The organism is Haloferax sp. Atlit-109R, assembly GCF_003665865.1.
In the GTDB taxonomy this organism is placed as follows: Archaea; Halobacteriota; Halobacteria; order Halobacteriales; family Haloferacaceae; genus Haloferax; species Haloferax volcanii.
The window spans coordinates 1,099,102-1,125,170 of the sequence record NZ_QPLO01000002.1 but is presented as its reverse complement, the minus strand read 5'-3'; the positions used below and the strand labels follow the sequence as shown (position 1 = coordinate 1,125,170).

Genomic DNA, 26,069 nt, shown 5'->3' with positions numbered 1-26,069 from the left:
GTATCGACCGCGCCGGCGGCGCTCGCGATGGGAACCGAGCGCAGAGAACGGAGACGGACGGCGACGGGGACGGAACTGCGGTCGGCTGGACTCGGCGTCAGTCGTCGTCGTGGCTGGAGACGTTCACGGCCGGCGCTTGCCCGCCGGTCGACTCCGACTTCCCCCAGAGGCGCGTCTCGTCTTGGAGGAGGAGGCTGCCGTAGTCCTGTTGGAAGGTTCGGATGAGTCCGAGCGTCGCTATCACGCAGATAATCGCGAACGGCGCGCCCGTGATAATCGCCGCGGACTGCAAGGCGTTCACGCCGCCGACGACCATCAGGATGGACGCGACCGCGCCCTGGAGGACGGCCCAGAAGATGCGGTTGAGCGCGGACGGCTCTTCTTTCCCGCCGGTGGTCATCATCGACACCGCGAGCGTCGAGGAGTCGGCCGAGGTGACGAAGAACGTCGTCACGAGCACGAGGAACGCGAACAGGAGGAGCGGCCCGGCGATGGGGAGATTGCCGAAGAGGACGTACCCCGAGACCGCCTCGCCGTACTCCGAGACCGGACCGAGGACGTTCGCCGCGCCCGTGTGCTGCATGATGACGCCCGCGCCGCCGACGATGGCGAACCACGGGACCGTCGCGAGCGAGGTCGCGCCGATGCCGGCGAACGCGACTTCGCGGACGCTCCGACCGCGCGAGATGCGGGCGATGAACAGCCCCGCGAAGGGCGACCACGCGAGCGGCCAAAGCCAGTAGAAGACGGTCCACGCGTTGACCCACTTACTGGCGCTGGTCGCGGTGGCCTGCGTGAACAGGCTCATCTGGAAGAAATCACCGACGAAGCCGCCGGTCGCCTGCGTACCGAGTTCGAGGATGCGGAAGGTCGGCCCGAATATCAGCGTCGCGAGCATCAATAGGCCGAACACGACCATGTTGAAGTTCGAGAGCCGGCGAATCCCCTTGTCGACGCCTAACACCAACGAGATGGTGAAGATGACCACCATGCCCGTGATGACGAGGATGGTCCCCACGTCACCGAGCTGGATACCCCACTGGAAGTTCAGGCCGGTGATGAACTGGCTCCCGATGAAGCCAAGCGAGGTGGCGACGCCGCCGAGGGTCGCGAACACGGCGAGGATGTCGACGACTTTCCCGATTGCGCCGTCGACGTTGTCCGCGCCGAGAATCGGCGTCAGCACCGCCGACACGCGGAGCGGCGCGTCGTAGTTGTAGACGAAGTAGCCGATGGCGAGGCCCATCACGGTGAAACACGACCACTGGGTCAGACTCCAGTGGAAGATGGAGTACTGGACCGCAAGCGGCATCGCCGCCGAGGACTGGGCCTCGGCCCCGTACAGCGGCGGGACCGTCGAGTAGTGGAACAGCGCCTCCGCGGGGCCCCAGAAGACGATGCCCGCCGCGAGGCCGGCGGAGTACATCATCGCGAAGTACGAGAGGAAGCCGTACTCGGGGTCCTCGTCACCGAGCTTCAGGTTCCCCCACGGCCCGAAGATGACGAAGCCCAAGAACAGGACGAACCCGAGCATCGCTATCAGGAAGAACCAGTTGAACGTCGCGAGAATCCACCGGCGAATCCCGAGGACGAACTCGTAGGAGCCTTCGGGATTGAGGCTGAACGCGCCGACGAAAAGCAGCGTTATCGCCGCGCCGAACGCGAATATCACCGGCTCGATTTCGTCGAGGAACTCGCTGACCGCGCCGTTGGAGGAACTCACCGCCGACACCCCCCGTGAGTGACCGCGCCTCTCGACTCCGTCCGCACGGAGCCGTCACCTCCCGACTGACTGGTCGAGGCCCGCGCCCCGAACTGTGCGCCACGATGACCGTTGCACCCGTGTGCTGTAATGTGGTCTGTCATGCTATCGCTCCGACGGACACCATGCTACCTGATGTCTTACGTCACGACAAGTGCAAACATTACCATAAAATTTGTGGTTATCGGTGACGCCGAGAACGGAATCCGTTTACAAACGGTCGAAAAATCGGTGGTCGGTTCGATTTCGGTTGGTCGTCGCGCCGTGGCCGGGCGCTTCGCTCCGAACGGTGCCGCCTCGTTCGCGCGCTCCCGGCGTTCTCACACGAATTGTAGACAGAATCCGAGGAATCCCGGATTTCCGGCCCGTATCGGCCGAATTTCCGGTTCGTTCGTAACGCTTAATCGAATTCGTACACGCGTTCTGTATATGGCAAACGACGCCGACGGAACGGACGGCACCGACGACCTCGCCTACGCCGCCGACCGCGGCCGCGGCATCCTCACGCCGAGCGACCGCGAGTTCCTGCTCGGCCGGAAGACCGACTACACCGACCACTCGAAAAAACAGAAGCGAAACCGGATTCGACGACGCCTCCGCAACGCCATCCTCGATTTCACCATCCTGTTCGAGTCGCTCGAAGACCGCGACCGCGAGACGGTGTTCAACCCCGACGCCGCCGACCGCGAGGCGTACACGCGGGGCATCACCGACATGCTCGCCTTCCTCCACCTCGGGACGATGGGCTACTACACCCCGTTCAAGGACATGCTCGCCGAGGGCGTCAACAAGGCCGAACAGGAACTGGCCGGCTCCGACTACCGGATGGTCACGGTCGATTTCAACGTCGAACCGGTCGGCCAAATCGACGTCGACGCCGTCATCGACAAGCTCGAACGCGGCGCGTTCGACCAGCTCACAGACGAGGAGTTACAGGCGTTCGTCAGGCTCCTCGCGGAGTCCGACGACTTCTCTGCGACCGACCTGCGCGCCGACATGAAAGCGCAGATGTCCGAGTTCGTCGAGCGAATCGACGCCGCGAACGAGCGGCGCGACCGCCGAGTCGACGACCTGAACGACTGACCGGCGGGTCGCCGGTCCCCGGAACCTCGGCGGTCGCGCGGGTGCGTCCCCGCGCCCCGTCCCCACATCCGCGACCTATCCGAGATACGCTATCGCGTCCATCTCGACTCGCACGTCGCCGGGGAGTCGCGCGACCTCGACGCAGACGCGGGCCGGCGGCACCTCGTCGAACCGCGCGCCGTACGCCTCGTTCACCCGTTCGTAGTCGTCGAGGTCGGTGACGTACACCGTCAGTTTCACCGCGTCGTCGAGGCCGTCGCCGCCGGCCTCGGAGACGACGGCCGCGATGTTGTCGAGCACGCGGTCGGTCTGTGCTTCGATGTCGCCGTCGACCTCCTCGCCCGTCTCGGGGTCGACCGGGCCGTAGCCCGAGACGTAGAGCGTGTCGCCGGCGACGACGCCCTGCGAGTAGGGGTTGTCCGTGCGCGGGGCGTCGTCCGTGATGACTCGTTCCGGTGGCATCGGTGGTGAGGGTGGTTAGACTCGTTGCGTTTCGGCCGTGACCGACTCGATGCCGTCGGTGATGACGTCGAGCGCCGTCTCCGCGAGGTCGCGGGTGAGCACGAGCGGCGGGAGCAGCCGCAGGATGTTGCCGTGCCGGCCGGCCTTCCACACCAGCACGCCGCGCTCGAAGCAGTACTGCTGGAGCGCGTCGGCCGCGTCGCCGTCGGGGTTGCCCTCGGCGTCGACGAACTCCGCGCCGATGAACAGGCCCTCACCGCGAACGTCCACGATTCGGGGGTTGTCCTCCGCGACCTCCGAGAGCCGGCCGCGGATGTACTGGCCGAGGTCGCGGGCGTGCGCGAGGAGGTCGTGTTCCTGGATGTACTCGATGGCGCGGGTGCCAGCGCGCATCCCGACGACGTGGCCGCGGTAGGTTCCCGCGTGGTCGCCCGACCCCCACGTGTCGAGGTCCTCGTGGTAGATGGTCGCCGACAGCGGGAAGCCGGTCCCGCCGAGCGCCTTCGCCGAGGTCATCACGTCCGGCGTGACGCCGTACCACTCGCTGGCCCACCACTCGCCGGAGCGACCGAGACCGCTCTGAATCTCGTCGAACACGAGCGGCACGTCGTTGTCGTCGGCGATGTCGCGGAGACCCTTCAGGAATCCCTTCGGCGGGGTGACGACGCCGCCCTCTCCCTGAATCGGCTCGACGAAGATGCCCGCCGGGTTGGCGAGGCCGCCGTAGGGGTCCTCGAAGATGGCCTTGACCTCTTCGAGACAGTGGTCCACCGCCTCCTGCGGGCCCTTGCCCATCTCGACCGTGTTCGGGTAGGGCGCGTGGACCACGTCGGGCAGCAGCGGCGCGTAGTCGCCTTTGAACTTCTTGTTGCCGGTGAGGCTCATCGCGCCGCTCGTCGCGCCGTGGTACGCGCCGCGGAAGGCGACGAGACCGGTCCCCTCGGTGTTGTACTTGGCGAGTTTAATCGAGGCCTCGATGGCGTCGCTTCCCGTCGGGCCGCCGAAGACGACGCGGTTGTTCCCGCGCAGCCCCTCGGGCGCGATTTCGTCCAGCTTCTCGATGAGGTCGAGCCGCGCCTCGGTCGGGAAGTCGACGGTGTGGACGAACTTGTCCGTCTGCTCGTGGACCGCGTCGAGGACGTACGGGTTCGAGTGGCCGACGTTCAGCACGCCGATACCGGCGAACATGTCGATGAAGGTGTTGCCGTCGGCGTCGCGCACCGTCGCGCCCTTCCCGCTGTCGAACGCGATGGGGATGTCTTCGGGGTACGAGACGGCGCTGCTGTCGATTCGCTGTTGCTTTTCGAGGAGTCGCGTCGACTTCGGCCCCGGAACGTCGTCCACGCTCGGCGCGTCGTCGAAGTGCAACTCGTGAATCGGCGGACCTGCGACCATGCCTCAACCCATGCAGAACAGTCATAAATAATTTGTCCACGATTCCTATTGATAACGTACACAGTATCCGGTTTCGAAGTCGACCTCCCGCGGTGATTTGGTTAGCGACACAACAGTAACCACAATGGATTTGTGCGAGGCAACTCCTTCTTTTTCCAATGTTACACGCAAAAGGTCCGCTTCTCACGGTCGACCTGGGGGACGAGACGAGTCGGACGGAAGACATCGACGGGATTCTCGAATCCTACGTCGGCGGGCGCGGGGTCGCCACTCGACTCGCCCACGAGCGCGTTCCCTTCGACGTGGATCCGTTCAGCCCGGACAACCGGGTGTACTTCAGCACCGGCCCGATGCAGGCGTCGACCATGAGCTTCACCGGCCGCACGAACTGCACCAGCGTCTCGCCTTTGACCGGCGGCCTCTGCTCGTCGAACGCCGGCGGGTTCGTCTCGCGGAACTTCGCTGACGCGGGCTACTCGGCGGTCGAACTCGCGGGCGCGAGCGACGAACTGGTCGTCCTCCACGTCACAGACGAGGGCGTCGAGTTCGAGGCCGTCCCGGACCTCGCCGGCGCGACGGTCCCCGAGACGGTCGCGTACCTCGACGACGAACACGGCATCGAAGCCGACCGGACGATGGTCGTCGGTCCCGCCGGCGAGAACCTCGTGCGCTTCGCCTCCATCATGACGAGCGAGGAGCGCGCGTTCGGCCGCGGCGGCCTCGGCGCGGTCCTCGGGTCGAAGAACGTGAAGGCGCTCACCTTCGGCGGCGATGCCGCGCCCGACATCGAGATTCCGGCGTCGCAGATGGAGATTCACCGCGACGCCGCCACCGACGACCACATCATGAAGCGACAGGGAACCGTCGCCGTGCTGGACCTCGCAAACGAGATGGACGGTCTCCCGTCGTACTACTTCTCCGAGCGCCACTTCGAGGGCGCGGAGGGCATCAACGGCGACGCCATCGAGCAGAAGAAGTACAAGAAGGGAACCTGCTCGGCCTGCGCGTTCGCGTGTAAGCTCCCCACGAGAGACGAGGCGGCGGGCGTCGAGACCGAGGGGCCCGAGTTCGAAGTCACCATGGCGTTCGGGTCGAACTCCGGCGTCGACGACATCGTGGAAGTGATGAAGTCGAACGAGCTGTGCGACCGCTACGGACTCGACGCCATCTCGGCCGGCAACACCGTCGCGGCCTACCTCGCCAGCGAAGACGAGTTCGGCAACACCGACCTCATCCACGACCTCGTGGAGAAAATCGCGCTTCGGGAGGGCGTCGGCGACGACCTCGCCGAGGGCATCGCCCGCGTGCACGACGACCTCGGCGTGGAGAACTGGACGGTCAAGGGGATGGACTTCGCCGCCCACGAGGGCCGCGTCCTCCACGGACAGGGGCTGTCGTACGCCGTCGCCAACCGCGGCGCGGACCACATGTACGCGGTGTTCTACTCGCAGGAGTACCCGCTGGTCGGCAAGGACGACGCCTACCCGCCGGAGGGGTTCGAGGGCAAACCCAAGCGCCTCATCGAGAAGGAAAACCAGATGGCGCTCAACGACAGCGGCATCGTCTGCAAGTTCTCGCGGGACTTCATGACGCCCGAACGCTACGAGATGCTGTTCGGAGCCGATTTCGAGGACCTGCTGGCCGTCGGCGACCGAATCGTCACGCTCGAACGCCACTTCAACAACCAGCGCGGCTTCGACCGCGGCGACGACACGCTCCCGTACGCCGACGAGCTAGACGGGTTCGAGGCGGCGCTCGACGCGTACTACGAGCGTCGCGGCTGGACCGACGACGGCGTCGTCCCGTCCGGAAACGTCCCGGCGTAACGCGTCTGCGTTCCCCTTCGCCCGACGGCTTCACCGACCCTCTCGCCCTCGTTTTCACTCTTCGTTCGGCTCGTTCGCTTGGGTCTGATACAGCTCCGCGACGCCCTGTTCGAACCGCTCGGCGGCGCGTTCGAGCAGTTCGACCTGCGTCGCCCGCGTCTCCTCGTCGATGACGTAGGCGGGACCGCTCAGATTCAGCGACCCGTACACCTCGCCGCGCGGCGACTTCACGGCTTTGCCGATGGCCCAAAACCCCTCGACCGCCTCGCCGCTGTTTTCGGCGTAGCCCTGCTCGCGGACGGTCGCCAACTCCGCGAACAGTTCGTCTTCGGTCGTGATGGAGTCGCCCGTCGCCGCCGGGAGTCCCCAGCGGTCGATGATTTCCCGCACTCGCGTCTCCGGGTACTCGGCGATAATCGCCTTGCCCGAACACGTCGTGTGGACGTGAAACGGGCTGCCGTCGATGAGAAAGCGCGGCGTGTTGGCGAATTCGAGGTCGCCGTACAGCGAGACGATGCGACCGTGTTCTTCGACCGCGAAGTCCGCGTCCATCGACGACTCGCTGTCGAGCCACGAGACGGTCTCTTGGGCGACGCGGTAGTAGTCCTTGCGCGTCCTGACGTAGTCTCCGAGGTGGCAGAACTTCGCCCCGAGGTGGTACTCGTTGTCGACGTTCACGACGTAGCCGTACTCCGCGAGCGTCTTGAGGTGAGCGTGGACGGTGCTCTTCGCGAGGTCGGTCGCCTCGACCAGTTCGCCCATCGTGGCCCCCTCCAGTTCGAGGATGTGGTCGACGAGCGCCAAGGAGGCGGCTGTCGTCTTGAGCACGCCGGACGGGTCGTGTCTATTCATGGAGGGGAATCTACGGTCTGGGCTTAAAGATGTACCTCCGTCACGACTACTGTCGCCCCCACGACGGCCGCGACACCGGCGCTGCACGCTCGCGTACTCGTGACACTCCCCGACTGGTCGGCGCTCCGAGCGTTCCGCGGAGTCGAACGTTTATGTGCTCGCGCTTTGATTGTCAATAGTTAACATGGTTCTCTATGATTATTACGACCTGTTCGAGTCGGAATCATCGTGGCCGCTGCGGGGTGACCGGCTCGTTCATATATACGTATTCGGGAGTTAGGAACGCCGAGTCTTCCGAGACGCGTGAGAGTCGGTTTCACGGGCGACTGAGCGGCTGAGACGACCGCTCTCGGCTCGGTTTTCGGACGCGTGAACGTTTAAGTAGGTCCGTCGGCGGGTGAACAACCCGGCTCGTTTGCCGTCTCATCCGTCGGCGCGCTGCGGCCGCGCCGTCCGTCCGAGGCCGGTCCCCTGTGCGGCTTCCGGCGCTCAGAACTATATTTTAGTTGATATATCTTCCCGGTCGCTTGACGGTTCCCCGTCGTCGTCGGTCTCTCGTCCGCATCTCCATTACAGGCGTAACCGTGTAATTCAGTCGGTCGGGGCCCAGGGTCGAGGTCGCGGTCACGCCCACGTCGCCACGGACTCGGTTTGGGGTCGGCGCGATGCCGCGTGATGCCGTTTGCGCCGTTATCGGGTCTCCTCGAACGCCGCCTGCGCCGCTTCGAGCACCTCGTCGTGTGCGTGCCCGTTGGACGCGACGAGACCGGGCTGTCCCGGTCCCCAGGCGTTCCCGTGGATGTCGGTCACCATTCCGCCCGCCCGCTCGACGAGGTAGACCCCCGCGACCGTGTCCCACGCGTTCGGGTGTTCGTCGAATCCGATGACCGCGTCTATCGACCCGTCGGCGAGTCGCGACAGCGTCAGCTGCGTCGTCCCGAGCTTTCGCATCTCACCGAACGTCCCGAAGATATCGCCCGAGAGCCGTTCGATTCCCGGCCGGTCGCCCACCTGATACCGGAGCGTCGAGGAGACGAGAAAGGCGCTGGTGTTCGATTCGTCGCTGACCGTCATGGGTTGGCCGTTCCGCTCGACGCGCGCCGCCGTCGCGACGTAGGTGTCTCCCGTCTCGGGCGAGACGTTCACCGCCGCAATCGGCGTCTGGTCCTCGACGACGGCGACGCTCGTCACCCACTCGCGGGCCCCCCGCGTGTAGTTCTGCGTCCCGTCTATCGGGTCGATAATCCACGCGTAGCCCGACTCGGGGACGGTCTTCAGTTCGTCGTCCTCCTCGCCGACGACCGCGTCGTCGGGGAACCGCTCTCGAATCGCCGCGATGACGCGCCGTTGTGTCTCGCGGTCGACCTCGGTCACGAGGTCGATTGCGTCGCCTTTCTGTTCGATGTCCAGTTCGGTTCTGAAACGCGCCGACGCGTGGTCGGCTCCCACTTCCGCGGCGTCGATTGCGACTGCTTCGCGCGGGTCTGCATCCATGCCCGAACATCTCCCCACGGCGAAAAAAAGCCTCGGACAGCGGACAGCGCTTCTGTCTCTCCCTCGTCGGTGACCGCCGAGCCACCGGGTCCGTCTCGGCTCCCGCGTCGCTCGCCGTCGCACCGACGCGTCACGGAGTATTGTTCGAATAGCGATTCACTACCGCGGCCAGATGTTGGCGGTTGAGCGCGGATTCCGCGTGCAGGTGATAATTGACCTCACTGCCGGCAGCCGTCGTCAGCGAGGCCGGAATCCTCTTGGCTCACTGGCCGTCTCATGCTGGCCCGTTAGCGCATTGTGTCGGCAGATTATCTACCTCCCCGAGCGTTGAGTTGGGCGAGCGTTCCGACTCTCATCGACCAGTTCGATGAAAGCGTCTCGGGCGACTGACGCGGTCGGTCCGGCACGTCGTCGCCGGTCACCGACCGTATCCGTTCTCGAACTCGGTATTGTAGGATAAGTACATCTTCACCGTGTCGTCGGCCGCGTCGCCGCAGGTACTCGTCGGCCGAACGCGTTTTTCTCACGGTTCCGTTCTTCACCGTCGAATTATCCCATCTGATACACCCCGTCGAAAGCGAAGCCGACGGAGAGAGTACAGTCGACGAACCCCTCGTCGACTCATCATAGTGTCTTGCTTATCAAGGACAATATTAGTTGGGTTAAACTCGTCTTCGACGGCCAATCGATTCGACGGCAAGAGACGACGCTGGCCGGTTCATCTTTCCGACTCTCGGAGACACGCGGTCTTCAGCGAACCCGAACTCCGACAGTTGCAGACCCATTCGGCTGCATGCGTCGATTACTCCCCGTTTTTCGAGCTGATCGTTCGATAGAATCCTGTCGAGCGCAGTTTCACGCCCGAAAACCACGAGCGGAGCGTCTCCACCGTTCGCGGACTGACAGCTACGCGGCCGACCAATAGAATTCAATCTTATTTACAATACTATCCCCGAATAGCTAACGATGCAGCCCAGCCGTAATGTCCGCGGCGGCGAGTTTTCTCTGTTGCATTCCGGCAGACCGCTACGAACCGCTCTCGCCTCTCCGCGGGCGGTCCGCCTTCGACGTCGCTGTGCGGACACCGTCCAACGAGGGAGCGGGCCGACCGACCCGCTGTCGGGCCGGGTCGGGTCGGGACGGGTCCAAGCGGGTCGGTCCCGTCGCGGCCGCGCCAACTGCGCTCAGCTATCGCCCGGCCGGGAGCAATCCGCGCCCGCTCGTCCTCTCGTGCGACTAATCGTCCGAGCCGGCCGGCGTCGCTTCGGTCAGCGAAGACTGGTTGCGCACGGCAACCGCGCCGAAGACGCCGGCAAGCACGAGCCCGACCGCGCCGAGCACGAGGAAGGTTCGGCCGGTTCCGAACATCTCGATGAGCGGCGCGACGGCTATCGGGGAGATAAACATCCCGAGGAACTGCGTCGTCGTCACGCCGCTGAGCGCCCGCCCGCGATACTGCTCGTCGACCCGCGCGGACACCCAGTAGTTCGTCGTCGGGAGGAGCAGGCCGAGTCCCGTTCCCGCGATGACGATTCCGACGACGATAGCCCAGTAGTTGGTGGTCAGGCTCGTGACGGTGAACCCGACGCCCGTCGCGACGAAGACGCCGACCAGAATCACGACCGGGTCGAACCGCTCGCGGATTCGGTCGAAGTTCATCGTGACGAGCCCCGAGATAATCATCATCGCCGCGAGCGCGACCCCGGTCATCAGTCCGCCGACGGATGTCACCGTCCGCAGATAGAAGGGAATCTCGACGTTAATCTGATTGTAGCCGATCATCCCCGCAAACATGATCAGATAGAGGGCCGCGAGGAACGCGAGCGGGAGCGTCGACAGGATTTCTCGGAGCTCCGTCCACGTTGGAATCGACCCCGCCTGCTGTTTATCTCCTCGGTCCGGTTCGTCGATATACCGGACTACCGCCGGGAGCACGAGCAGGGCGACGAGATACGTGAGGAACGCAGTCCGCCAGTTGAGGTCAGCGATGACCCCGCCGGCGATCACCGCGACTGCTGCACCGAACGGCATGATGGCCCCCTGCCAGCCCAGCACCTTCTCCCGGCGCTTGCCCGAGTAGTAGTCAGCGATCAACGTCGTACTGCTCACCATGATGCCGGCGACGGCGATGCCGAGCAGGACTCGCGTCCCGAGAATTACGTAGAGCGAATCGGCGACGTACGCCAGTGATGGCCCGACTCCGTACAGCGCCAGCGACCCGACCAACACCGCTTTCCGACCGTATCGGTCGACTATCACGCCGATTATCGGGGCGAAGATAGCGATGATTAGACCAGTCAGCGTGCTGACGAGCTGCGCCAAAGTCCCCGCGTTCGGAACCGACGGGAACGCGCTTTCGATTGCCGGCAACACGGGATTGACGATTGCGCCCGAGAGCGCAACCAAGGTCGTCGCAAACAGTAACGTTGCGACCTTGAGTGGAGAGTCAGATTCGGACACTGAGCTACTCATTGGACCCTCCATACCGGCGGGACGCATCTCGATACCGAGACGGGGTGAAACGCCACTCGATACTACCGACTGTGGATGTGTTTTCGAATATCATGGTCTGGTCCGTTCTGCGCCGTGTGGGCGGTGTTCAGATAAGGATTGAAAGGTGAGGCGGAGCGTTTCCCGAGTGCTCTATGCCCGAAAACGCTTGCCTCGGCGGTAATCTCGGCCAGATCGAGTTAGAGTTTGTGGAACGAGAAGCGACACCGCAACTGCTGATGAAGCTCAGTATTCAACTCCATCTCGCTGGATTGTCGCTTTCGAATACTGTTTCTGTTCTTGAGATATTTGGTGTCGAACGGGCTCGTTCCACGGTTCACAACTGGGTGCACAAGACTGATCTACAGCCCGACAATGGTCGAAGTCCGACTCACGTTGCAGTTGACGAAACCGTGATTCGACTCAACGACGAACAGTACTGGCTGTACGCGGCTGTCGACCCAGAAACAAATGAATTACTTCATACAAGGCTTGAACCGACGAGAACCAAGGTTCTCGCTCATTCGTTCTTCCGTGAGCTTCGCGAGAAACACGACGTCGACGACGCCGTGTTTCTCGTCGATGGCGCGACACCGCTGAAAGACGCCTGCAACCGACACGGCCTCCGATTCCGATACGAAAAACACGGGAATCGGAACAGCGTCGAACGTGTCTTTCGAGAGATAAAACGTCGAACTTCCTCGTTCTCAAACTGTTTCAGCAACGCCGAAGCAGAAACTGCCGACGACTGGCTCAGATCATTCGCGTTCGCATGGAACCAGCTTATCTGAACACTACCACCGGAAGGGTTCCACGTCGCACCGAGCAACCTAGAAGAGGACAACTACTTCCAGGACCTGATTGAGAACCACGGAGATGAACTGAAAGAGCACAAGAACCGGATAGAGGAGCTCTACGAACAATTCACATCTCTGGAGGATGAGTTCATTGACGAGTTCGACGACAAGGAGCCGTTAGAAGAAGCATCAATTGACCTCCAACCGACCTCTCTTTATTCTGGATGGGTCTTTGAGCGAGGCGTCCTCCTAGAACGCACGGACCGAACCAAAGAGGACCTCGTGAAAATCGCTCACGACGTGATAGAAACAGAGACTAGTGCAGATAGTGACAAGGTGAAGTATCCTGGCGACCGGAAATCGCGATACGGGACGTTCGTCGTTACCCGCCCCCGAGACGACTCAGTTGTGAACGACAAAGAAGCCGTGGTTGAAGCGCTGGAGAGAGCGATTAACAAAGTCGACGGTTACGAAGAATACTCGATTTCTAAGGAAGCAGCTTCGGTCTTAGACGAGATCGAGTCCGAGTTAGAGGCTCTAAAAATGAAGCTCGTTGAGTATGAAGGGATGGCGACCTATCCAGGAGACTGCAAGTATGTTTAGTGAATCAGCAGATTCCGTCGTCCCCATCTTTGAATTGTCTGATGTAATAAGCAGGTTACTATGCCACTGCTCTCCGCCCTAAGGTGAAAATCAGCAATGCTTCGAGCAGTTTCCCAAAGCCAGTTATGAGTACTCCGGCAGACTCACTTGCTCCCGTCAGTGTTACAGAGCCACTTGAGAATGTCAATAACCGCCGGAGACTCAGTTCTAAAACAGGCAGTGCTACACCGGGACGAAATGTCCCACATACACTGAATTTAATATGTTCAGATGGGGTTTGGAAACCTAATCCAAATAAAATCATGGCCGACAGTATCCAGGCTACAAATCCTACCTTAAGTACATGCTTTGGACTCTCTCCGTACCACATGAGCCATTTAAGTGTCGAGTTACGAACCCACGCTAGCCCTGGGAATCGATGCTTACGCTCCGCTTCCTTTTCACGGACATTGTACTCCCTTGCCGCTTGGCGAAGCGAGTTGCTTCGATAGGTGGTTTTTAGCACGCTGTAGGTTTGCTCTGCTTGACGGAGCTTTTTCAGCTGCTTTGGAACTTTGACATCTGTCCCACTTTCGGCTTGTTTTTTGGCTCTCCATAGGTTTATCTGGGCACGAAGACGGCTATAAATTCGATAAGGTGTGGAGCAAAGCTTGAACTTAAAATGTGTTCTCCAACGGATCCTCGGAAAGACAGAATCTGGTGGATCTGGCTCTATTGGTGACGTACGGGTTCCGAATTTTCTGTCGCTGACTCGGGGTATCTCATATTTACTCAGCAAGTGCGTTGGTTCCGCACAGCGGTCGCCTTCGTACTCTAGTAGTAGCTGTGGTCCAAAGCTGGTTTTAGCGTCGATCTCAATATTTGGAAACCGGATGTCGGATAACTCGGCTTCATTAAAATCACAATCAAGTAATGTTGCTTTTGAGAATGTTGCTTCAGTCAGTTTGGAAGCATTGAATGACACCTGATCAAGAGTGGCGTTTGTGAAAATTGCCTCATCTAAATTGCTTTGGTGTAGCCGAACTTCCTCAAGGGAACTATCACTAAAATCAATCTCTGTACCTTTGATGCCCCATAGATTAGTATCAACGATCTCTGCATCTTGGAATAATGCCTGTCGTAGATCGGCACTCTGAAATTGTGTCTGGACGCAGGTTGCCTCAGTAAAAACAGCATTCCGTAGTGACGCATCATCTTCAAACGTCGCTGAGTCCAAATTAGTCTCTGAGAAGTCTGCGCCGGCAAGCAAGGCACCATCAAACGTCGCACCACTAAGATCTAACCCAGTAAAGTCTGCTCGAGGAAGTCGCATATTGGACAGGTCTAGTGTAGACCCTTCAGACAAGCTAGAAAACTTGACACCGGTGACGCTACCGTATTCCTCTTCAATCGCCGCTATAACCTGCTCAACACATTTACTCTTTTCAGAATGAAGAATGCAATATGTATCATCGTGGCCTTCCCAAACGGTACGGCTGCAGCTGTTAGCGCTGTACGATCTCTTAGCGCGATTAGGCTCGTCTGCCGCTTGATGGTCACAGATGTCGGTCACGTGATAGCGTCCGGACTGGGTTTACCGTTCCTATGGTGTAAATACTACTGTCAATGAATCACACCAACTAGCTAGTCCTCATGCAAGTTTGATATATCATTAGCATGAAGTGGCGGTATGGTCTTCAAAATCGAACCGGAGCCACCGGATGACTCAGACGACGGCGAAGACAAAGAATCTCGTCCAGATGGGTTCTATCGGGGGTCGTTCGATGACACTAATGACTTCTTGAAATATCTGGACGAATTCTACGGATACTATCCCGGGAGCCATCTACAGATTATTCCTGGTGTGACCAGTCACTCAAAGGAGGAGTTTATCAACGAGTTGATGCGGAGTGGTCAAGGATGGTATGAAGAACACGAGTATGGGGCAGTTTCTCGACTCATTTCTGACGAAGAAAATGAGACTGGAATCTATTTCGTTAAGCGTGACTCAGACGGGCTCTTTACCATTGTCACAAATGATTCAAAGAGCGACTATGTTGATGGTGACTTAATTCCGGATTTGAAAAGAGTGTATAACACACAGGTTATGCAGGTCTCCTCTCGACAAATTCGGCAACTAGTCAAGGATATGGTGTCTGCGAACGACCAAGCCAAAGCCACAGAATTCCACCTAAGGCGTAGACGTGGGGAGTCTAATCCTAGCATCCCAGATGAGTTTGATACAGATAACAAACGGACTCTGAGTTACTGGGGCGACGACGGCGCAACTGCTCTTCCTCACTTACTGGACACTTTTGGTGTACGCATTAGCAAAATCTGTTTGGAAATCCCTGATGTCATCCGGTTTAGGATCGACGAATCTGGGGTTCTAAAGCTTGAGTCCGGGAGTATTATCGACTTATTATACGAAAGAGTAGACGGCCTTACTGACAAGATGGTCAACGGGAAGAAGGCTTACGATAGTGCTGATGTTGACACAATCAAATTAGGTGATATGGAGGTTTCTCAGGCGAGTCCAGCTCTCATTACGCCTAGCGATGGTTCTGAATTTGACTACGAAACGATTGAAGGCACTATTGAGTCATTGAGACAGCGTAACTATGCACCTGTTGACCCAATCGTAGAAACCGACCCGGTGTATTTCACAACTACCATCTATGACGTGAGTAATGGACTCTATTTCGATCTCCGTGGCGATAGCCAGTCAATGAGACTTTTCCCCAGAGATGGAAGTGAGGACTTACGGACATTCTTTGGCGTTTTGGAATCCGTCCAGGAGAACGTCGAGAAAGATGCACAGAGTCAGGAGAATGTTGAGGTGGTGCAAGAATGAAAGGATTGAACGGTCACGCGAGAGGGTGGCAAGAGACGGAAACTGAATTCAACGAATTGGCGGATGGGAACGCTGAAGACTGGCTTACTGATCGGCTTGAGGCCCGCCTTGACGACCCCGATGAAGTTGAAGCCATGAAGAACACGTATGAGCGTGACCGGGAGACATACGATCGTCGATTTATTCTCCGGTCCACGCTACTTGCTGCTTTTGTTCATGGTGGAATCATCCACAATGAGACTGACTGGACAATTGAAGGTCGTGTTGTATTCCACGAAGAAGAGTTCGGCCCGGCAGACCTCTTAGTTGCCGAAAGTTACGAACACGGGAGTATTGCGATTCTCGCCGTAGTGAGTCCAGAGCAAGAAGATAACTCATACGAGCGAATTCAACAGCTTTGTTACTATATTGTAGACAACTCAACGGCTATCGAAACTCGGCTTGGAACCACATTGAATGAGGACAAAGTCAACGGGGCCATCGCTCTTAATGAGGTTGATGAGTCGTCAATCTTAGAGGATGTTGAGACAGCAGATGTAAATGGAAGTCCGAATATACCAATCTCCTTATGGATGTTTGAGAGTTCGGACGAACGGCTCTCAGCAGTTGAACAAGATGATTCAAACCACCCACTTGGGCATGTGCCGGACGGCGGACTGGGGGACTTCCTCTTAGAAGGAAGAGAAATTGCTAACACGAAACATCTAGAAGAGAAGCACTTCCACGATTCACACCACGAGAAGCTCTACAGAGAACTTCGGAATTGGTTATACCACAATCATCGTGGTAGTGAAAGACGCATAAGGGACTTCTCTTATGAGGAGTTGACCAGATTCCTACAGAGTGGACATGGTCAACCATCGAACACTATTGTCGAGTCGCGAGCGACGGCACTTGTAGATTGGTGGCAAGAAGCTGATGTCATTTCGGAGGTGTCCGAGCCGGAAGGCTTCGATGATGACGATACTGTCTACTCAATCATCAATCACGGAGGTCGGGCAGATATCAGTGATATCGATTCGGAATACAGAGACGGCGTAAAAGAAGCTCTGATTCGAGATAACCTCCGAAAAGAGTACTTACAAGAAAATAAGTATAATTCAGAAGACACCTGAGGTCTGACTGAAGTAATTCATCGAGAACTCACTTTGGCGATTTTTTGATGATGAGTTCCCAAACGAGGATGAATAGTACTGTCAGAATACCGGCTCAACAACCAAATCGTTCATCTAGCTGAAAAAGTGACTTGGACTGACTTACGAACCGTCTTTGACCCGTCCTATCTTCTGCTCTATCAGCTTCTTTACTCCGTCTGATTCGATCGCTTCTGCAGAGATGGACGAGAGTTCGTGACTCAGTGCGAGCGCCACCTTCTCGACGAGACCGCTGTCATCGATGAACTCGTCGTCGTCGCGTTCGTAGGCGACCTCGGCGAAGGCTTGGACGGCGGCCTCACGACGGAGGTCTTTGCGATCGAATAACCGATTCGAGATGTATTGGCGGGAGAGTATTTTCTCGGTCGGTTCGTAACTGCCCTGTTCAGATCGGGTGAAGTCAGCCATGAACCAAAGTCTCGCAAAGGCCGGTGCGTAGAGGTCTTCGGTCGATTTCGTGAACTTCTCTCGAAGTGATGTGATCGAAGTAGTCCCCTTCATCGGCCATCGGAATCGGACGTAGTCGGGACGCCAGATAATCGCTAAGTAGTGCCAAATTCCCGGGTCGCCAGCTGCTCTGCGAGGAACGTCGATAAATTTTCTCACGGCAGGTGCGACGGCAGCGTCTAAATCCGAGCGGTCCGACTCGAATCGGTGGCGCCCTTCGTTCATGACGTAGTCAAGCACTTGACCTAGCGAGTCGAGATCTGCTTCGTAGTCAGTTTCCTCTACGAAGGGTTGAACCTCGCTACTGTCGTACGTGATATCGTCTTGGATGAACTCGTCTGTTACTAGGTTCCCTTCGCCACCAGTAGTGAGTCTGCAGAGTGTCTCCATCGTCAGATCATCTCCAATAGTCGTTTAATATCGTTGTATGGTTGCTGTCGCTGCTGGTAGATTGCCTCGACCTCGTTGATGGTCGTGGAGATTGCTTCGATGTCCAACGAACTCTCGAACTCGTCGACTGTACCGTCGGTAAAGTAATCTCCGCAGAGATCAGTCAAGAGTGTCTCTTGCCAGTCGTACTCGATTCCCCCTTTGATGACTGCGTGCGTAGCTCCTTTGATCGTGAACTGCGTCAACATAGAGACAGCAAGATGATTTAGTGCGACACGTCCGATGAGTCCCTGTTTGGTCGGTCTCTCGATCGCGTTGATGGCTGCAACGACAGTCGGGTACGCCTCGTTGAGATACAGTTTTGGTTTAGCAGCATCGGTGACGTCTACGTGCCACTCAGCACCTGGCTTACCAGGGTTGTCGTCTTCGTTGAAGTCTGCGGGGATGACGGGGAGGTCACCGCTGAGCGACAACCGTGGCGGGTCGAGATACAGATCGACGTATGGGCCGTGAGCGAGCATCCGCCCACTCTGTCTAGCGTACTCGTCGTCGTCCGGTCGGTAGTCATTCCGAATCAGGAGTGGTTCAAACTCGACACGACCACGGTAGGATTCCCTCTCTATTACGATGGTTCCGCTGTAAGTTCCTTGCTCAAGATCGTCGGTTTCGATGGGTTCGATATATTCACTCCGCCTGCGTACCTACAGTTCAAATCCGACTACACGTGTCCTGAATGTATTCACCCATTTAGTCTTGCGAGTGAGGGAAGGTACTATCGTCCAAAAAGAGACGTTCACGAGACGGATAATGGACGGGACGTGACCGGCCAACGAATTCTATGTTGTGAAAACTGCAACAACCTCGAAATTGAAGAGTCGAACTGGTTGCTTCAGAACTAACTCTCCAGAATCTGGACAGACAGCATTGTTAAAACCATCATTCGCTGTCATTACTGGCTTGATAGATACACAGGTTGTCCTGTCCAGCAATGACGTGTACTTGAACGAACAATGATCGACTCAATTGCTAAGTAGAACTGCGTGTCTTGCATGGCACCATATGGGAACTCGGGAAATATGGTTTGTAGTTAGAATATCTCATCCATAGTAGTATGACAGCAAAACTATGACTGTTTAGAACGTAGGTAGATTATCAAGATTGTCTTCCTCTGTATCGTTTTGATCTGTTCGGATAAACATCTCACCGCCGACTTCCAGTACGTGTACCTCATCACCGAGCTGCCATTTCCCTGAACTCTCGTTCTTAAATGCGGTAGTGTAGTCATTGCCCGATTCAATACTTGTCACCACGGTAGAACGGTCAATCTTTCTTGTATTCGTGAGAATTTCGGGCTTCACTTCCTTCCGCTTGACCTGTTTAATCCGAGTATTGTCGTAGTTGTATTGAACCGCCGTGATGGCATAGTCGCCCCATCCTGTCATAAGTCAGCATTTGTAGTGTCTGTTATTTAACCTATGGTGTCCGGGGCGAAAGTGAAATACGGGAAGACCGATCGTGACTAATTTGCCTGCTCGTTTCTCAGCACAGCAGCCATCAATATCGAAACAGTCTGTCAAAGTGGTTGATTCCGAAACGATTGACCGTGGCAAATTGCAGTGGTTTCTGAAGTAACGGTCTACACGTAACACTAAGACTTGGAACAGTAGGTGACAGACTCGGCAGGCTAACTAGACTCTACTAACCAATAAGCCAAAGAAAACAGGAAATCCAAACGACCGCTCTTTTATATCCCAAAGTAGTCTGTGAATTAATATCTCATCACACTGCCCTCTCCCCTTTGAATCCTACCTAATCGCAATACAGCGGTGACCACCGTTCGGAAAACGAACGGAATCAATTCAGAAGTCGACGTACTCTTTATAAGTGATGTACTCACGTCTATCGAATCTACACCGTTCAGAAACCGAACGGACCCGACGGGATTTGAACCCGCGACATCTTGGTCCGGAACCAAGCACTCTGTCCACTGAGCTACGGGCCCTCAGCGGAGAGAGCTACACGGCACCGACGTAAAACCGTTGTGGAACCCGCGCCGGCGGCCGATTACGTTCCGGCCGCGTCGGCGTCGACGACGCTGTGTTTCCACGTCCCGCGGGTGAACCACGCCGTGGCCGCAATCGCGCCGAGAATCTGTCCGACGGCCATTCCGAGCCAGATGCCGGTCTCGGCGAAGCCGAACTGGAACGAAAGCAGGTAGACGATGGGCACTCGGCCCAACCAGAGCGCGAAAAGCGAGAAACCGAGGGCGGTCTTCGTATTCCCCGCGCCGCGGTACGCGCCGAGGACGACCTGGAGGACGCCGATGAAGCCGAACTCGACCGCGCGGATACGGATGTACTCGACCCCGAGGTCGATGGTTTGGGCGGCCGAGGTGGTCCCGGTTTGGAGGAAGAACGCGACGACGGGTTCGGCGAAGACGTACGCGAGGACGCCGGTGGCGAGCATGACGCTCGCGCCCACTTTGGCGGCGAGCCAGACGGCGCTTTCGGCACGGTCGGGTTTCCCCGCGCCGAGGTTCTGGCCGACGATGGTGTTTGTCGCCCGACCGAGGCCGAGCGCCGGAAGGAACACGAGCGACGTGAGGCGGTTGCCGAGGCCGAACGCCGCGACGACTTCGGGCTTAAAGGTGACGACCATCGCGGTGAGGGTGATAAAGCCGAGGGCCGTGGCGGACTGCTCGATAGCGCTCGGGACGCCGATATCGACGATTTGCTTGATGTACTCGAACTGCGGGCGGAAGTCGGCGAGTTGCACGTCGGGGCCGGCGCTCGTCCCGAAGATAACGTAGATGCCGATGACGGTGGCGACGGCGCGCGAGAGGACCGTCGCGTACGCCGCGCCGGCGACTTTGAAGCCGTCGAAACCCGTGGCGGCGAAGAGGCTCGCCTGGAAGCCCTCTACTCCGAGCATCGAAAACAGCGGGTTGGCGTCGAAGCCGAAGATGAACACCGGGTCGATGACGATGTTGATGACGACGCTGATGAACATCACGACCATCGGGGCGCGGGTGTTGCCGTAGCCGCGCATGAGCGCGGAGAAGACGAAGAAGCCGAAGAGGAACGGCAGGCCGAGGAAGAACACCCGCATGTAGTCGCCGGCGAGGGGGATGACCTGCCCGGCGGTCGCCTCCGAACTCGGGAGGACGCCGAGCATCGCGTCGGTGGCGAAAAAGCCGATGACGCCGACGACGACGGCGATGACGGTGATGAACGTGAGCGTCTGTCCGGCGACGGTCCCGGCGGAGCCTTCGCTTTTCGCGCCGGTGTACTGCGCGACGAGCGTGCTGCCGGCGACGGTGAAGCCGCCGCCGACGGAGATGAGAAGGAAGATGAGCGGAAACGCGAGGCTGATGGCGGCGACGGCGTCGGTCGAGAGCCGGCCGAGCCAGACGGTGTCCGCGAGGTTGTACGCCACCTGGAGGAGTTCGGTGACGATAATCGGCCACGCCAGTTCGAACATCGGCCGTTTGAGGTCGCCTTCGGTGAGGGAACCTCCTTCGGGGAGGGACACTGAACAGGTGAGACACGCGGAGACCGTTTGAAAGCGTCGATAGGCGTCTTCGAACGCTGGAACGTCCCGGCACCGAACGAGTGCGACTGGGCGAGTCGTGGCGGGGCGGTCGGCCGCACGAGCGGCGACCGCGGCTCACCGGGATGGGTGGCGTCGCGAGAAAAGGTGGGTGGCTGCGGTCGTCGCGTTACGGCGCTTCGCCGGTCTCGATGGCGAAGTCGGCTTTCGGGTAGGCGACGCAGGTGAGCGTGTAGCCGTTGTCCATCTCCTCGTCGGAGAGCGTCTCCTGGGTGTGGTGCGTGATGTACTCTTCGGCCGGGCCGTCGGTAATCTTCGCGGCACAGGAGACACAGGAACCCTGTCGGCACGCGTAGGGGAGGTCCATCCCGGCGTCTTCGCCCTGGTCGAGCACCGTCTCGTTGCTCGCCAGCTCGATGGTCTCGCCCTGCTTGACGAACTCGACTTCGAAGTACTCGACTTCGTCTTCGGGCATGTCGGCGGGGCTCGGCTCTTCTTCCGCTTCCTCGCCTTCGAGTTCGGCGCCCTCTTCGCCGCCACCGACCGCGGCGACGCCGCCGCCGCCCCCGATAGAGCGGTTCATCGGCTCGGGGAAGTCGGTCTCTGCGACGGTCGCCGCGCGGCGTTCGAGGACCTCCTGTGTGATGTCGGCGGTCGGCTCCCAGCCGGTGCCCTTCGAGTAGTGCAGGGCGACGGCGAGGAGTACCAGGACCAATCCGGCCCCGACACCCACCAGACTGATGACTGCCATACCGGCGGATATGGAGGGAGGGGTTAAGGAAATTGTGATTGTGGCGGCACCCGCGGGCGGTCGATTTCGCCGCCGAGACGAGGGTTTCACCGGGGTTCCCACAATATCGGGGGCGAGAACGGCGTCCGTCTCGGGCGCGCCGAGAGCGTCGCCGGGCACGGCCGGTAGTTCGCGGCCGCGTCAGTCGTCTTTCCGAGCGACCTCGTGCCGGCCGAAGCCGTACCGGAGCCGGTTGGCGAGGCGGCGGGAGAAGCGGTCGTCGGCGCGGGAGCCGAACCGCTCGGCGAGCGACTGGTAGATGAGCGGGACCGGGACCTCCTGTTCAAGCGCCTCTTGGACCGTCCACGTGCCGGTCGAGCCGCCCGCGACGTGGTCGTCCACGTCACCGAGGTCGCTGCCCTCCTCGCGGAACGCCTCCTCGCAGAGTTCGAGGAGCCACGAGCGGATGACCGCGCCGTTGTTCCACGTCTTGGCGACCGATTCGAGGTCGAGGTCGTAGCGACCCTCGGCGAGCAGTTCGAAGCCCTCGCCGTACGCCTGCATCAGCGCGTACTCGACGCCGTTGTGGACCATCTTCACGTAGTGGCCGGAGCCGGAGTCGCCCATGTGGCCGTGGCCGTCGGGGCCGGTCGCCACGGCGTCGAAGACGGGGGTCAGCTCGTCGTAGGCCCACTGCGGGCCGCCGACCATGAGCGAAAAGCCGAGTTCGGCACCGGCGGGGCCGCCGGAGGTCCCGCAGTCGAGGTAGGCCGCCGAGCACGCTTCGGCGCGCCGCACGGACTCCTCGAAGTGGGAGTTGCCGCCGTCGACGACCACGTCGTCCCCGTCGAGGTGCGGGTCGAGGTCGTCGAGGGTCGCGTCCACCGCGTCGCCCGCGGGGACCATGAGCCAGATTCGCTTGTCGTCGCCGAGTCGGTCGACGAGGTCGGCGACGCTGTCCGCGGGTTCGGCACCCGCGTCGGCGGCCGCCGCGACGGCTTCCGCCGAGAGGTCGAAGGCCACGACCTCGTGCCCGGCATCGAGCACTCGGTCGACTACGATGCGTCCCATCCGGCCGAGGCCGATGACGCCTAGTTGCATGCGTCGGCATCGTCCGCGGGGGGTGGTAGTGGTTGTGGTTTGGCGCGTTCGCGGACGCCGACGTTTTTACCGCCGCGCGCGAGGGTCGCGTATGGACGAACGCATCCACGAGCACGCCGCGGTGCTCGTCGACTGGAGCGCGCGAATCGAGGCCGGCGACGACGTGGTCGTCTCCGTCGGCGAGGGGGCTCACGACCTCGCGGTCGCCGTCGCCGACGCACTCGGCGAGCGCGGCGCGAACGTCGTCACGACGTACGCCTCCGAGGAGGTCCAGCGGGCGTACCTCCGCGCGCACGACGGCGACTTCGAACTTCCCGAACACGAACTCGCCCTCTACGAGGCCGCCGACTCGGTGCTCTTTCTCGGCGGCACCCGCAACACGGCGGCGACCGCCGACGTGCCGACCGAGACGCGGCAGGCCTACGGCCGCGCCACGAGCGAGGTCAAAGAGGCGCGCATGGACACCGATTGGGTCTCGACGGTCCACCCCACCCGCGCGGCGGCCCAGCAGGCGGGCATGTCCTTCGAGGCGTACGCCGACTTCGTTTACGACGCGATTCTCCGCGACTGGTCGGAACTCGCCGAGGAGATGGCGAACATGAAAGACGTGCTCGACGCCGGGTCGGAGGTCCGCATCGTCAAGGCCGACACCGACCTCACGATGTCCATCGAGGGGCGGACCGCCGTCAACTCCGCGGCGTCGGTCGCCTACGACTCCCACAACCTCCCGTCGGGCGAGGTGTTCACCGCGCCCGTCGAGGACGCCGTCGAGGGCGAGGTGTTCTTCGACGTGCCGATGACGCTTGAGGGTCAGCGCGTCGAGAACGTCCACCTGACGTTCGAGGGCGGCGAGGTCGTGGACTTCTCCGCGGGCGCGGGCGAGGACGCGCTGGCCGGCATCCTCGACACCGACGAGGGCGCGCGCCGACTCGGTGAACTCGGCATCGGCATGAACCGCGGCATCGACCGCTTCACCGACAGCATCCTCTTCGACGAGAAGATGGGCGACACCGTCCACCTCGCGGTCGGTCGAGCCTACGGCGCGTGTCTCCCGGAGGGCGAAGACGGCAACCAGTCCGCGGTCCACACGGACATGATAACCGACATGAGCGAGGACTCGCGCATCGAGGTCGACGGCGAGGTCGTCCAGCGGAACGGCACGTTCCGGTGGGAAGACGGGTTTTAACCCGCCGCAGCGCCGTCTCTGTCTTCTCGGTGCGGCGAGCACGAACCACCGCGAACGTCGTGTCTGTGCCTCCTCCTGGACTCCGCCGCTTGCGACTCAGTCCCGACCCGTGCCGGCGTTGCGAAGCGTCCCGCCGCACTCCGGGCAGACTCGTTCGTGAACGGCCTCTTCGGACTTGTAGCCGCAGGTGGGACATTCGTGGCGTCGCTGTTTTACGAGCGTTGTCGGCCGGGGTTCGACGAGCGTCGTCGGCTCCGCCTCGACCAACGCCTCCGTCCGGCGCTCGACCAACTCCGCCGGGCGTCGTTCGACGAGGTCCGTCGGCTCGGGGCCGACCAGCGCCCTCGATTTGGCTTTGACGAGGGCTACGACCCCACGCGTGTCGATATCCTTGCTCATGTTACGGTGTACGATATGTTGAATGTTAACTCTTACCTGGGTTCTCCGTTCTCCCTGACGACGCCGAATTCGGCCGTTTCACCCCGATTCGGTGGGTGCGGTCCCGAGACGCGCTTTCGACGTACTTTTTATCCGCGACCGTTTTCATCCGCGCATGGCAGAATTCATGGTCGTCGTCGCCGACCCCGACTCCGGTGCGACCTACCAAGTCGACGTCGAAGGACAGGACGCAAACCGATTCCTCGGCCGCGACCTCGGTGACGAGGTCGACGGCGCGGCCGTCGGTCTCGACGGCTTCACGCTCGAACTGACGGGCGGTTCGGACAAGGCCGGCCGACCGATGCACCCCGACGTGCCCGGCGGCGCGCTCAAGGAAATCCTCGCCGAAGACGGCATCGGCTACAAGCCGTCCCGCGACGGCGAGCGCAAGCGCGTCACCGTCCGCGGCCGCGAGGTCTCCGACGAGACCGTCCAGATCAACGCGAAGGTCGTCGCCGGCGAGGGCGACGTCGCCGCCGCCTTCGGTGAGGGCGACGACGAAGAAGCCGACGAATAACGCCGTCTCACTCCTCTCTTCCCCGTGCCAGAGCAACTGCCCTCCGACCATCCGTCGGTCCAGACGTTCCGCGCGAACATCGCCCGAAGCGGCGGCACTCGCCGCCCCTGCCTGCGCGTCCCCGACGACGTGCTCGCCGCCGACGGCGATTTCGTCCGCCTCCACCTCGGCGGCACCGCCTACCACGCCCGTCTCTCGGCCGACGCCTCGGGACTCGTGATTCGCGGCGCGTACGACAACAAGCGCCTCGCTCGCACCCCGAACGACGGCGAGAATCGACTCGTCGAGTGGTGCCGCGAACACGACCGGGCCGACGGCGACGCCGTCGAACTCGACGAACTGGACGACGGCTACCAGTACGGCCTCCGGGTTCCGGGTGTCCGGCAGGTGTACCGCATCACCGAACGGCCGAACGACTCGCTTTCGAGCATCGCGGAGCAGTTCGGCCCGTCCGACGAGTGACCGGTCGGACTCCGAGACACGCCGCTTTTACGCGCCGACCGCCCTAGGCGGGGTATGAGCAAGGTAACGGAGTATCTCGCAGGCGAGCGCCTCGACGACGTGGCGCTCTATCTCACCCACGAGTACCTCGACAGTCAGGGCAAACTCCCGAACATGGGCGTCGAAGTCGACAACGGCTACGTCCTCGTCGTCCCCGGTGACGACGGCCGCCGCGCCTTCGCGGCCGGCACGGGCATGGACGCCATGGAGTTCGCCCAGACCGCCATGGGCAACGACGGCGACATCGACGACGACCTGAGCGGCGGCACCTGCCCCGAGGCGGCCGCCGAGGAGAACCACGAGGTGAAGTTCATCTTCTCGTTCGCCGAGGCGCAAAACGAGGAGGTCGGCGGCATCTACGAGGAGGGCGACGTGGTCCACGCCTACGCCAAGTGTACCTGCGGCACGACGTACTCCGACCGCTGGGTCGTCGACGACGCGTAATCGACCCCCGTTTTT

General features: G+C 60.4%; 24 protein-coding genes and 1 tRNA gene. 10 read left to right on the top strand and 15 right to left on the bottom strand.

Going from position 1 to position 26,069, the window contains the following annotated elements:
• Nucleotides 1-97 precede the first annotated feature (97 nt).
• A complete protein-coding gene (locus DVK03_RS14270; protein ID WP_004061931.1) occupies nucleotides 98-1,732 on the bottom strand; it encodes a BCCT family transporter in 1,635 nt (544 codons plus the stop codon).
• Nucleotides 1,733-2,191: 459 nt separating this feature from the next.
• Here DVK03_RS14270 and DVK03_RS14265 point away from each other — a divergent pair, with 459 nt between their 5' ends.
• Nucleotides 2,192-2,845, top strand: a complete 654-nt coding sequence (locus DVK03_RS14265) for a hypothetical protein (protein ID WP_004041279.1) — start codon at nucleotides 2,192-2,194, stop codon at nucleotides 2,843-2,845.
• A 75-nt stretch (nucleotides 2,846-2,920) separates the two neighbouring features.
• Here the strand turns inward: DVK03_RS14265 and DVK03_RS14260 are convergent, their stop codons facing one another.
• Together DVK03_RS14260 and DVK03_RS14255 are read right to left on the bottom strand one after the other, a co-directional pair.
• Nucleotides 2,921-3,307 (bottom strand): Rid family detoxifying hydrolase, encoded by a 387-nt coding sequence (locus DVK03_RS14260; protein WP_008097267.1) that lies wholly within the window; start codon nucleotides 3,305-3,307, stop codon nucleotides 2,921-2,923.
• Nucleotides 3,308-3,322: 15 nt separating this feature from the next.
• The gene (locus tag DVK03_RS14255) at nucleotides 3,323-4,702 is read right to left on the bottom strand and encodes an aspartate aminotransferase family protein (RefSeq protein ID WP_115803677.1); all 1,380 of its coding nucleotides are present in this window, start codon (nucleotides 4,700-4,702) and stop codon (nucleotides 3,323-3,325) included.
• 158 nt (nucleotides 4,703-4,860) lie between these two features.
• Here DVK03_RS14255 and DVK03_RS14250 point away from each other — a divergent pair, with 158 nt between their 5' ends.
• Nucleotides 4,861-6,528, top strand: coding sequence for an aldehyde ferredoxin oxidoreductase family protein (locus tag DVK03_RS14250; protein ID WP_115803678.1), 1,668 nt, complete (start codon nucleotides 4,861-4,863; stop codon nucleotides 6,526-6,528).
• 54 nt (nucleotides 6,529-6,582) lie between these two features.
• On the opposite strand, the gene DVK03_RS14245 is transcribed toward DVK03_RS14250, so the two are convergent.
• From DVK03_RS14245 to DVK03_RS14235, 3 genes are all read right to left on the bottom strand, one after another.
• Nucleotides 6,583-7,380, bottom strand: coding sequence for an IclR family transcriptional regulator (locus DVK03_RS14245; protein WP_115803679.1), 798 nt, complete (start codon nucleotides 7,378-7,380; stop codon nucleotides 6,583-6,585).
• Between the two features lie 690 nt (nucleotides 7,381-8,070).
• A complete protein-coding gene (locus DVK03_RS14240) occupies nucleotides 8,071-8,874 on the bottom strand; it encodes an inositol monophosphatase (protein WP_115803680.1) in 804 nt (267 codons plus the stop codon).
• Nucleotides 8,875-10,110: 1,236 nt separating this feature from the next.
• Entirely contained in the window at nucleotides 10,111-11,346 is a 1,236-nt protein-coding gene (locus DVK03_RS14235; protein ID WP_223174111.1) for an MFS transporter, read from the bottom strand.
• A gap of 173 nt (nucleotides 11,347-11,519) precedes the next feature.
• Here DVK03_RS14235 and DVK03_RS14230 point away from each other — a divergent pair, with 173 nt between their 5' ends.
• Both DVK03_RS14230 and DVK03_RS19735 read left to right on the top strand, forming a co-directional pair.
• Nucleotides 11,520-12,155 (top strand): IS6 family transposase, encoded by a 636-nt coding sequence (locus tag DVK03_RS14230; RefSeq protein ID WP_115804006.1) that lies wholly within the window; start codon nucleotides 11,520-11,522, stop codon nucleotides 12,153-12,155.
• A 288-nt stretch (nucleotides 12,156-12,443) separates the two neighbouring features.
• The gene (locus DVK03_RS19735) at nucleotides 12,444-12,764 is read left to right on the top strand and encodes a hypothetical protein (RefSeq protein WP_147301748.1); all 321 of its coding nucleotides are present in this window, start codon (nucleotides 12,444-12,446) and stop codon (nucleotides 12,762-12,764) included.
• A 58-nt stretch (nucleotides 12,765-12,822) separates the two neighbouring features.
• Here DVK03_RS19735 and DVK03_RS14220 read toward each other — a convergent pair whose 3' ends face one another.
• Complete coding sequence (locus DVK03_RS14220) at nucleotides 12,823-14,316, bottom strand: pentapeptide repeat-containing protein (RefSeq protein WP_147301747.1); 1,494 nt, start codon at nucleotides 14,314-14,316, stop codon at nucleotides 12,823-12,825.
• Nucleotides 14,317-14,433: 117 nt separating this feature from the next.
• Between DVK03_RS14220 and DVK03_RS14215 the strand changes: the two genes are divergently transcribed.
• Both DVK03_RS14215 and DVK03_RS19730 read left to right on the top strand, forming a co-directional pair.
• On the top strand, nucleotides 14,434-15,597 hold the full coding sequence (locus DVK03_RS14215; RefSeq protein ID WP_115803305.1) for a hypothetical protein: 1,164 nt from the start codon (nucleotides 14,434-14,436) through the stop codon (nucleotides 15,595-15,597).
• Nucleotides 15,594-16,712, top strand: coding sequence for a hypothetical protein (locus DVK03_RS19730; RefSeq protein ID WP_147301746.1), 1,119 nt, complete (start codon nucleotides 15,594-15,596; stop codon nucleotides 16,710-16,712). Before DVK03_RS14215 ends, DVK03_RS19730 begins: the two co-directional genes overlap by 4 nt.
• A gap of 141 nt (nucleotides 16,713-16,853) precedes the next feature.
• Here the strand turns inward: DVK03_RS19730 and DVK03_RS14210 are convergent, their stop codons facing one another.
• The 7 genes from DVK03_RS14210 to gnd form a co-directional block, all read right to left on the bottom strand.
• A complete protein-coding gene (locus DVK03_RS14210) occupies nucleotides 16,854-17,588 on the bottom strand; it encodes a DUF6339 family protein (RefSeq protein ID WP_115803304.1) in 735 nt (244 codons plus the stop codon).
• A 2-nt stretch (nucleotides 17,589-17,590) separates the two neighbouring features.
• A complete protein-coding gene (locus DVK03_RS14205; RefSeq protein ID WP_121540822.1) occupies nucleotides 17,591-18,109 on the bottom strand; it encodes a hypothetical protein in 519 nt (172 codons plus the stop codon).
• A gap of 612 nt (nucleotides 18,110-18,721) precedes the next feature.
• Nucleotides 18,722-19,030, bottom strand: coding sequence for a DUF3892 domain-containing protein (locus DVK03_RS14200; protein WP_115803301.1), 309 nt, complete (start codon nucleotides 19,028-19,030; stop codon nucleotides 18,722-18,724).
• A gap of 487 nt (nucleotides 19,031-19,517) precedes the next feature.
• A tRNA-Arg gene (locus DVK03_RS14195) sits at nucleotides 19,518-19,590 on the bottom strand.
• Between the two features lie 62 nt (nucleotides 19,591-19,652).
• On the bottom strand, nucleotides 19,653-21,119 hold the full coding sequence (locus tag DVK03_RS14190) for an MATE family efflux transporter (RefSeq protein ID WP_304466017.1): 1,467 nt from the start codon (nucleotides 21,117-21,119) through the stop codon (nucleotides 19,653-19,655).
• Nucleotides 21,120-21,306: 187 nt separating this feature from the next.
• Nucleotides 21,307-21,888 (bottom strand): 2Fe-2S iron-sulfur cluster-binding protein, encoded by a 582-nt coding sequence (locus DVK03_RS14185; RefSeq protein ID WP_049896652.1) that lies wholly within the window; start codon nucleotides 21,886-21,888, stop codon nucleotides 21,307-21,309.
• 180 nt (nucleotides 21,889-22,068) lie between these two features.
• Complete coding sequence (gnd, locus tag DVK03_RS14180; protein WP_004041720.1) at nucleotides 22,069-22,968, bottom strand: phosphogluconate dehydrogenase (NAD(+)-dependent, decarboxylating); 900 nt, start codon at nucleotides 22,966-22,968, stop codon at nucleotides 22,069-22,071.
• Between the two features lie 91 nt (nucleotides 22,969-23,059).
• Between gnd and DVK03_RS14175 the strand changes: the two genes are divergently transcribed.
• On the top strand, nucleotides 23,060-24,154 hold the full coding sequence (locus DVK03_RS14175; RefSeq protein ID WP_115803300.1) for an aminopeptidase: 1,095 nt from the start codon (nucleotides 23,060-23,062) through the stop codon (nucleotides 24,152-24,154).
• A 96-nt stretch (nucleotides 24,155-24,250) separates the two neighbouring features.
• Here DVK03_RS14175 and DVK03_RS14170 read toward each other — a convergent pair whose 3' ends face one another.
• Nucleotides 24,251-24,553 (bottom strand): rubrerythrin-like domain-containing protein, encoded by a 303-nt coding sequence (locus tag DVK03_RS14170; protein WP_004041718.1) that lies wholly within the window; start codon nucleotides 24,551-24,553, stop codon nucleotides 24,251-24,253.
• A 154-nt stretch (nucleotides 24,554-24,707) separates the two neighbouring features.
• Between DVK03_RS14170 and DVK03_RS14165 the strand changes: the two genes are divergently transcribed.
• The 3 genes from DVK03_RS14165 to DVK03_RS14155 are packed head-to-tail and all read left to right on the top strand — an operon-like array spanning nucleotide 24,708 to nucleotide 26,054.
• The gene (locus DVK03_RS14165; protein WP_004041717.1) at nucleotides 24,708-25,109 is read left to right on the top strand and encodes a 30S ribosomal protein S6e; all 402 of its coding nucleotides are present in this window, start codon (nucleotides 24,708-24,710) and stop codon (nucleotides 25,107-25,109) included.
• Nucleotides 25,110-25,133: 24 nt separating this feature from the next.
• Nucleotides 25,134-25,571, top strand: coding sequence for a hypothetical protein (locus DVK03_RS14160; RefSeq protein ID WP_004063077.1), 438 nt, complete (start codon nucleotides 25,134-25,136; stop codon nucleotides 25,569-25,571).
• A 54-nt stretch (nucleotides 25,572-25,625) separates the two neighbouring features.
• Nucleotides 25,626-26,054: a DUF5807 family protein gene (locus DVK03_RS14155; protein WP_004041714.1), complete on the top strand. Its 429-nt coding sequence runs from the start codon at nucleotides 25,626-25,628 to the stop codon at nucleotides 26,052-26,054.
• Nucleotides 26,055-26,069 lie beyond the last annotated feature (15 nt).

Excerpts from the sequence above, each read along its gene's own strand:
- DVK03_RS14265 (WP_004041279.1), top strand. The coding sequence starts at position 2,192 with ATGGCAAACGACGCCGACGGAACGGACGGCACCGACGACCTCGCCTAC.
- DVK03_RS14260 (WP_008097267.1), bottom strand. The coding sequence starts at position 3,307 with ATGCCACCGGAACGAGTCATCACGGACGACGCCCCGCGCACGGACAAC.
- DVK03_RS14255 (WP_115803677.1), bottom strand. The coding sequence starts at position 4,702 with ATGGTCGCAGGTCCGCCGATTCACGAGTTGCACTTCGACGACGCGCCG.
- DVK03_RS14250 (WP_115803678.1), top strand. The coding sequence starts at position 4,861 with ATGTTACACGCAAAAGGTCCGCTTCTCACGGTCGACCTGGGGGACGAG.
- DVK03_RS14245 (WP_115803679.1), bottom strand. The coding sequence starts at position 7,380 with ATGAATAGACACGACCCGTCCGGCGTGCTCAAGACGACAGCCGCCTCC.
- DVK03_RS14240 (WP_115803680.1), bottom strand. The coding sequence starts at position 8,874 with ATGGATGCAGACCCGCGCGAAGCAGTCGCAATCGACGCCGCGGAAGTG.
- DVK03_RS14235 (WP_223174111.1), bottom strand. The coding sequence starts at position 11,346 with ATGAGTAGCTCAGTGTCCGAATCTGACTCTCCACTCAAGGTCGCAACG.
- DVK03_RS14230 (WP_115804006.1), top strand. The coding sequence starts at position 11,520 with ATGCCCGAAAACGCTTGCCTCGGCGGTAATCTCGGCCAGATCGAGTTA.
- DVK03_RS14215 (WP_115803305.1), top strand. The coding sequence starts at position 14,434 with ATGGTCTTCAAAATCGAACCGGAGCCACCGGATGACTCAGACGACGGC.
- DVK03_RS19730 (WP_147301746.1), top strand. The coding sequence starts at position 15,594 with ATGAAAGGATTGAACGGTCACGCGAGAGGGTGGCAAGAGACGGAAACT.
- DVK03_RS14210 (WP_115803304.1), bottom strand. The coding sequence starts at position 17,588 with ATGGAGACACTCTGCAGACTCACTACTGGTGGCGAAGGGAACCTAGTA.
- DVK03_RS14205 (WP_121540822.1), bottom strand. The coding sequence starts at position 18,109 with ATGCTCGCTCACGGCCCATACGTCGATCTGTATCTCGACCCGCCACGG.
- DVK03_RS14200 (WP_115803301.1), bottom strand. The coding sequence starts at position 19,030 with ATGACAGGATGGGGCGACTATGCCATCACGGCGGTTCAATACAACTAC.
- DVK03_RS14185 (WP_049896652.1), bottom strand. The coding sequence starts at position 21,888 with ATGGCAGTCATCAGTCTGGTGGGTGTCGGGGCCGGATTGGTCCTGGTA.
- gnd (WP_004041720.1), bottom strand. The coding sequence starts at position 22,968 with ATGCAACTAGGCGTCATCGGCCTCGGCCGGATGGGACGCATCGTAGTC.
- DVK03_RS14175 (WP_115803300.1), top strand. The coding sequence starts at position 23,060 with ATGGACGAACGCATCCACGAGCACGCCGCGGTGCTCGTCGACTGGAGC.
- DVK03_RS14170 (WP_004041718.1), bottom strand. The coding sequence starts at position 24,553 with ATGAGCAAGGATATCGACACGCGTGGGGTCGTAGCCCTCGTCAAAGCC.
- DVK03_RS14165 (WP_004041717.1), top strand. The coding sequence starts at position 24,708 with ATGGCAGAATTCATGGTCGTCGTCGCCGACCCCGACTCCGGTGCGACC.
- DVK03_RS14155 (WP_004041714.1), top strand. The coding sequence starts at position 25,626 with ATGAGCAAGGTAACGGAGTATCTCGCAGGCGAGCGCCTCGACGACGTG.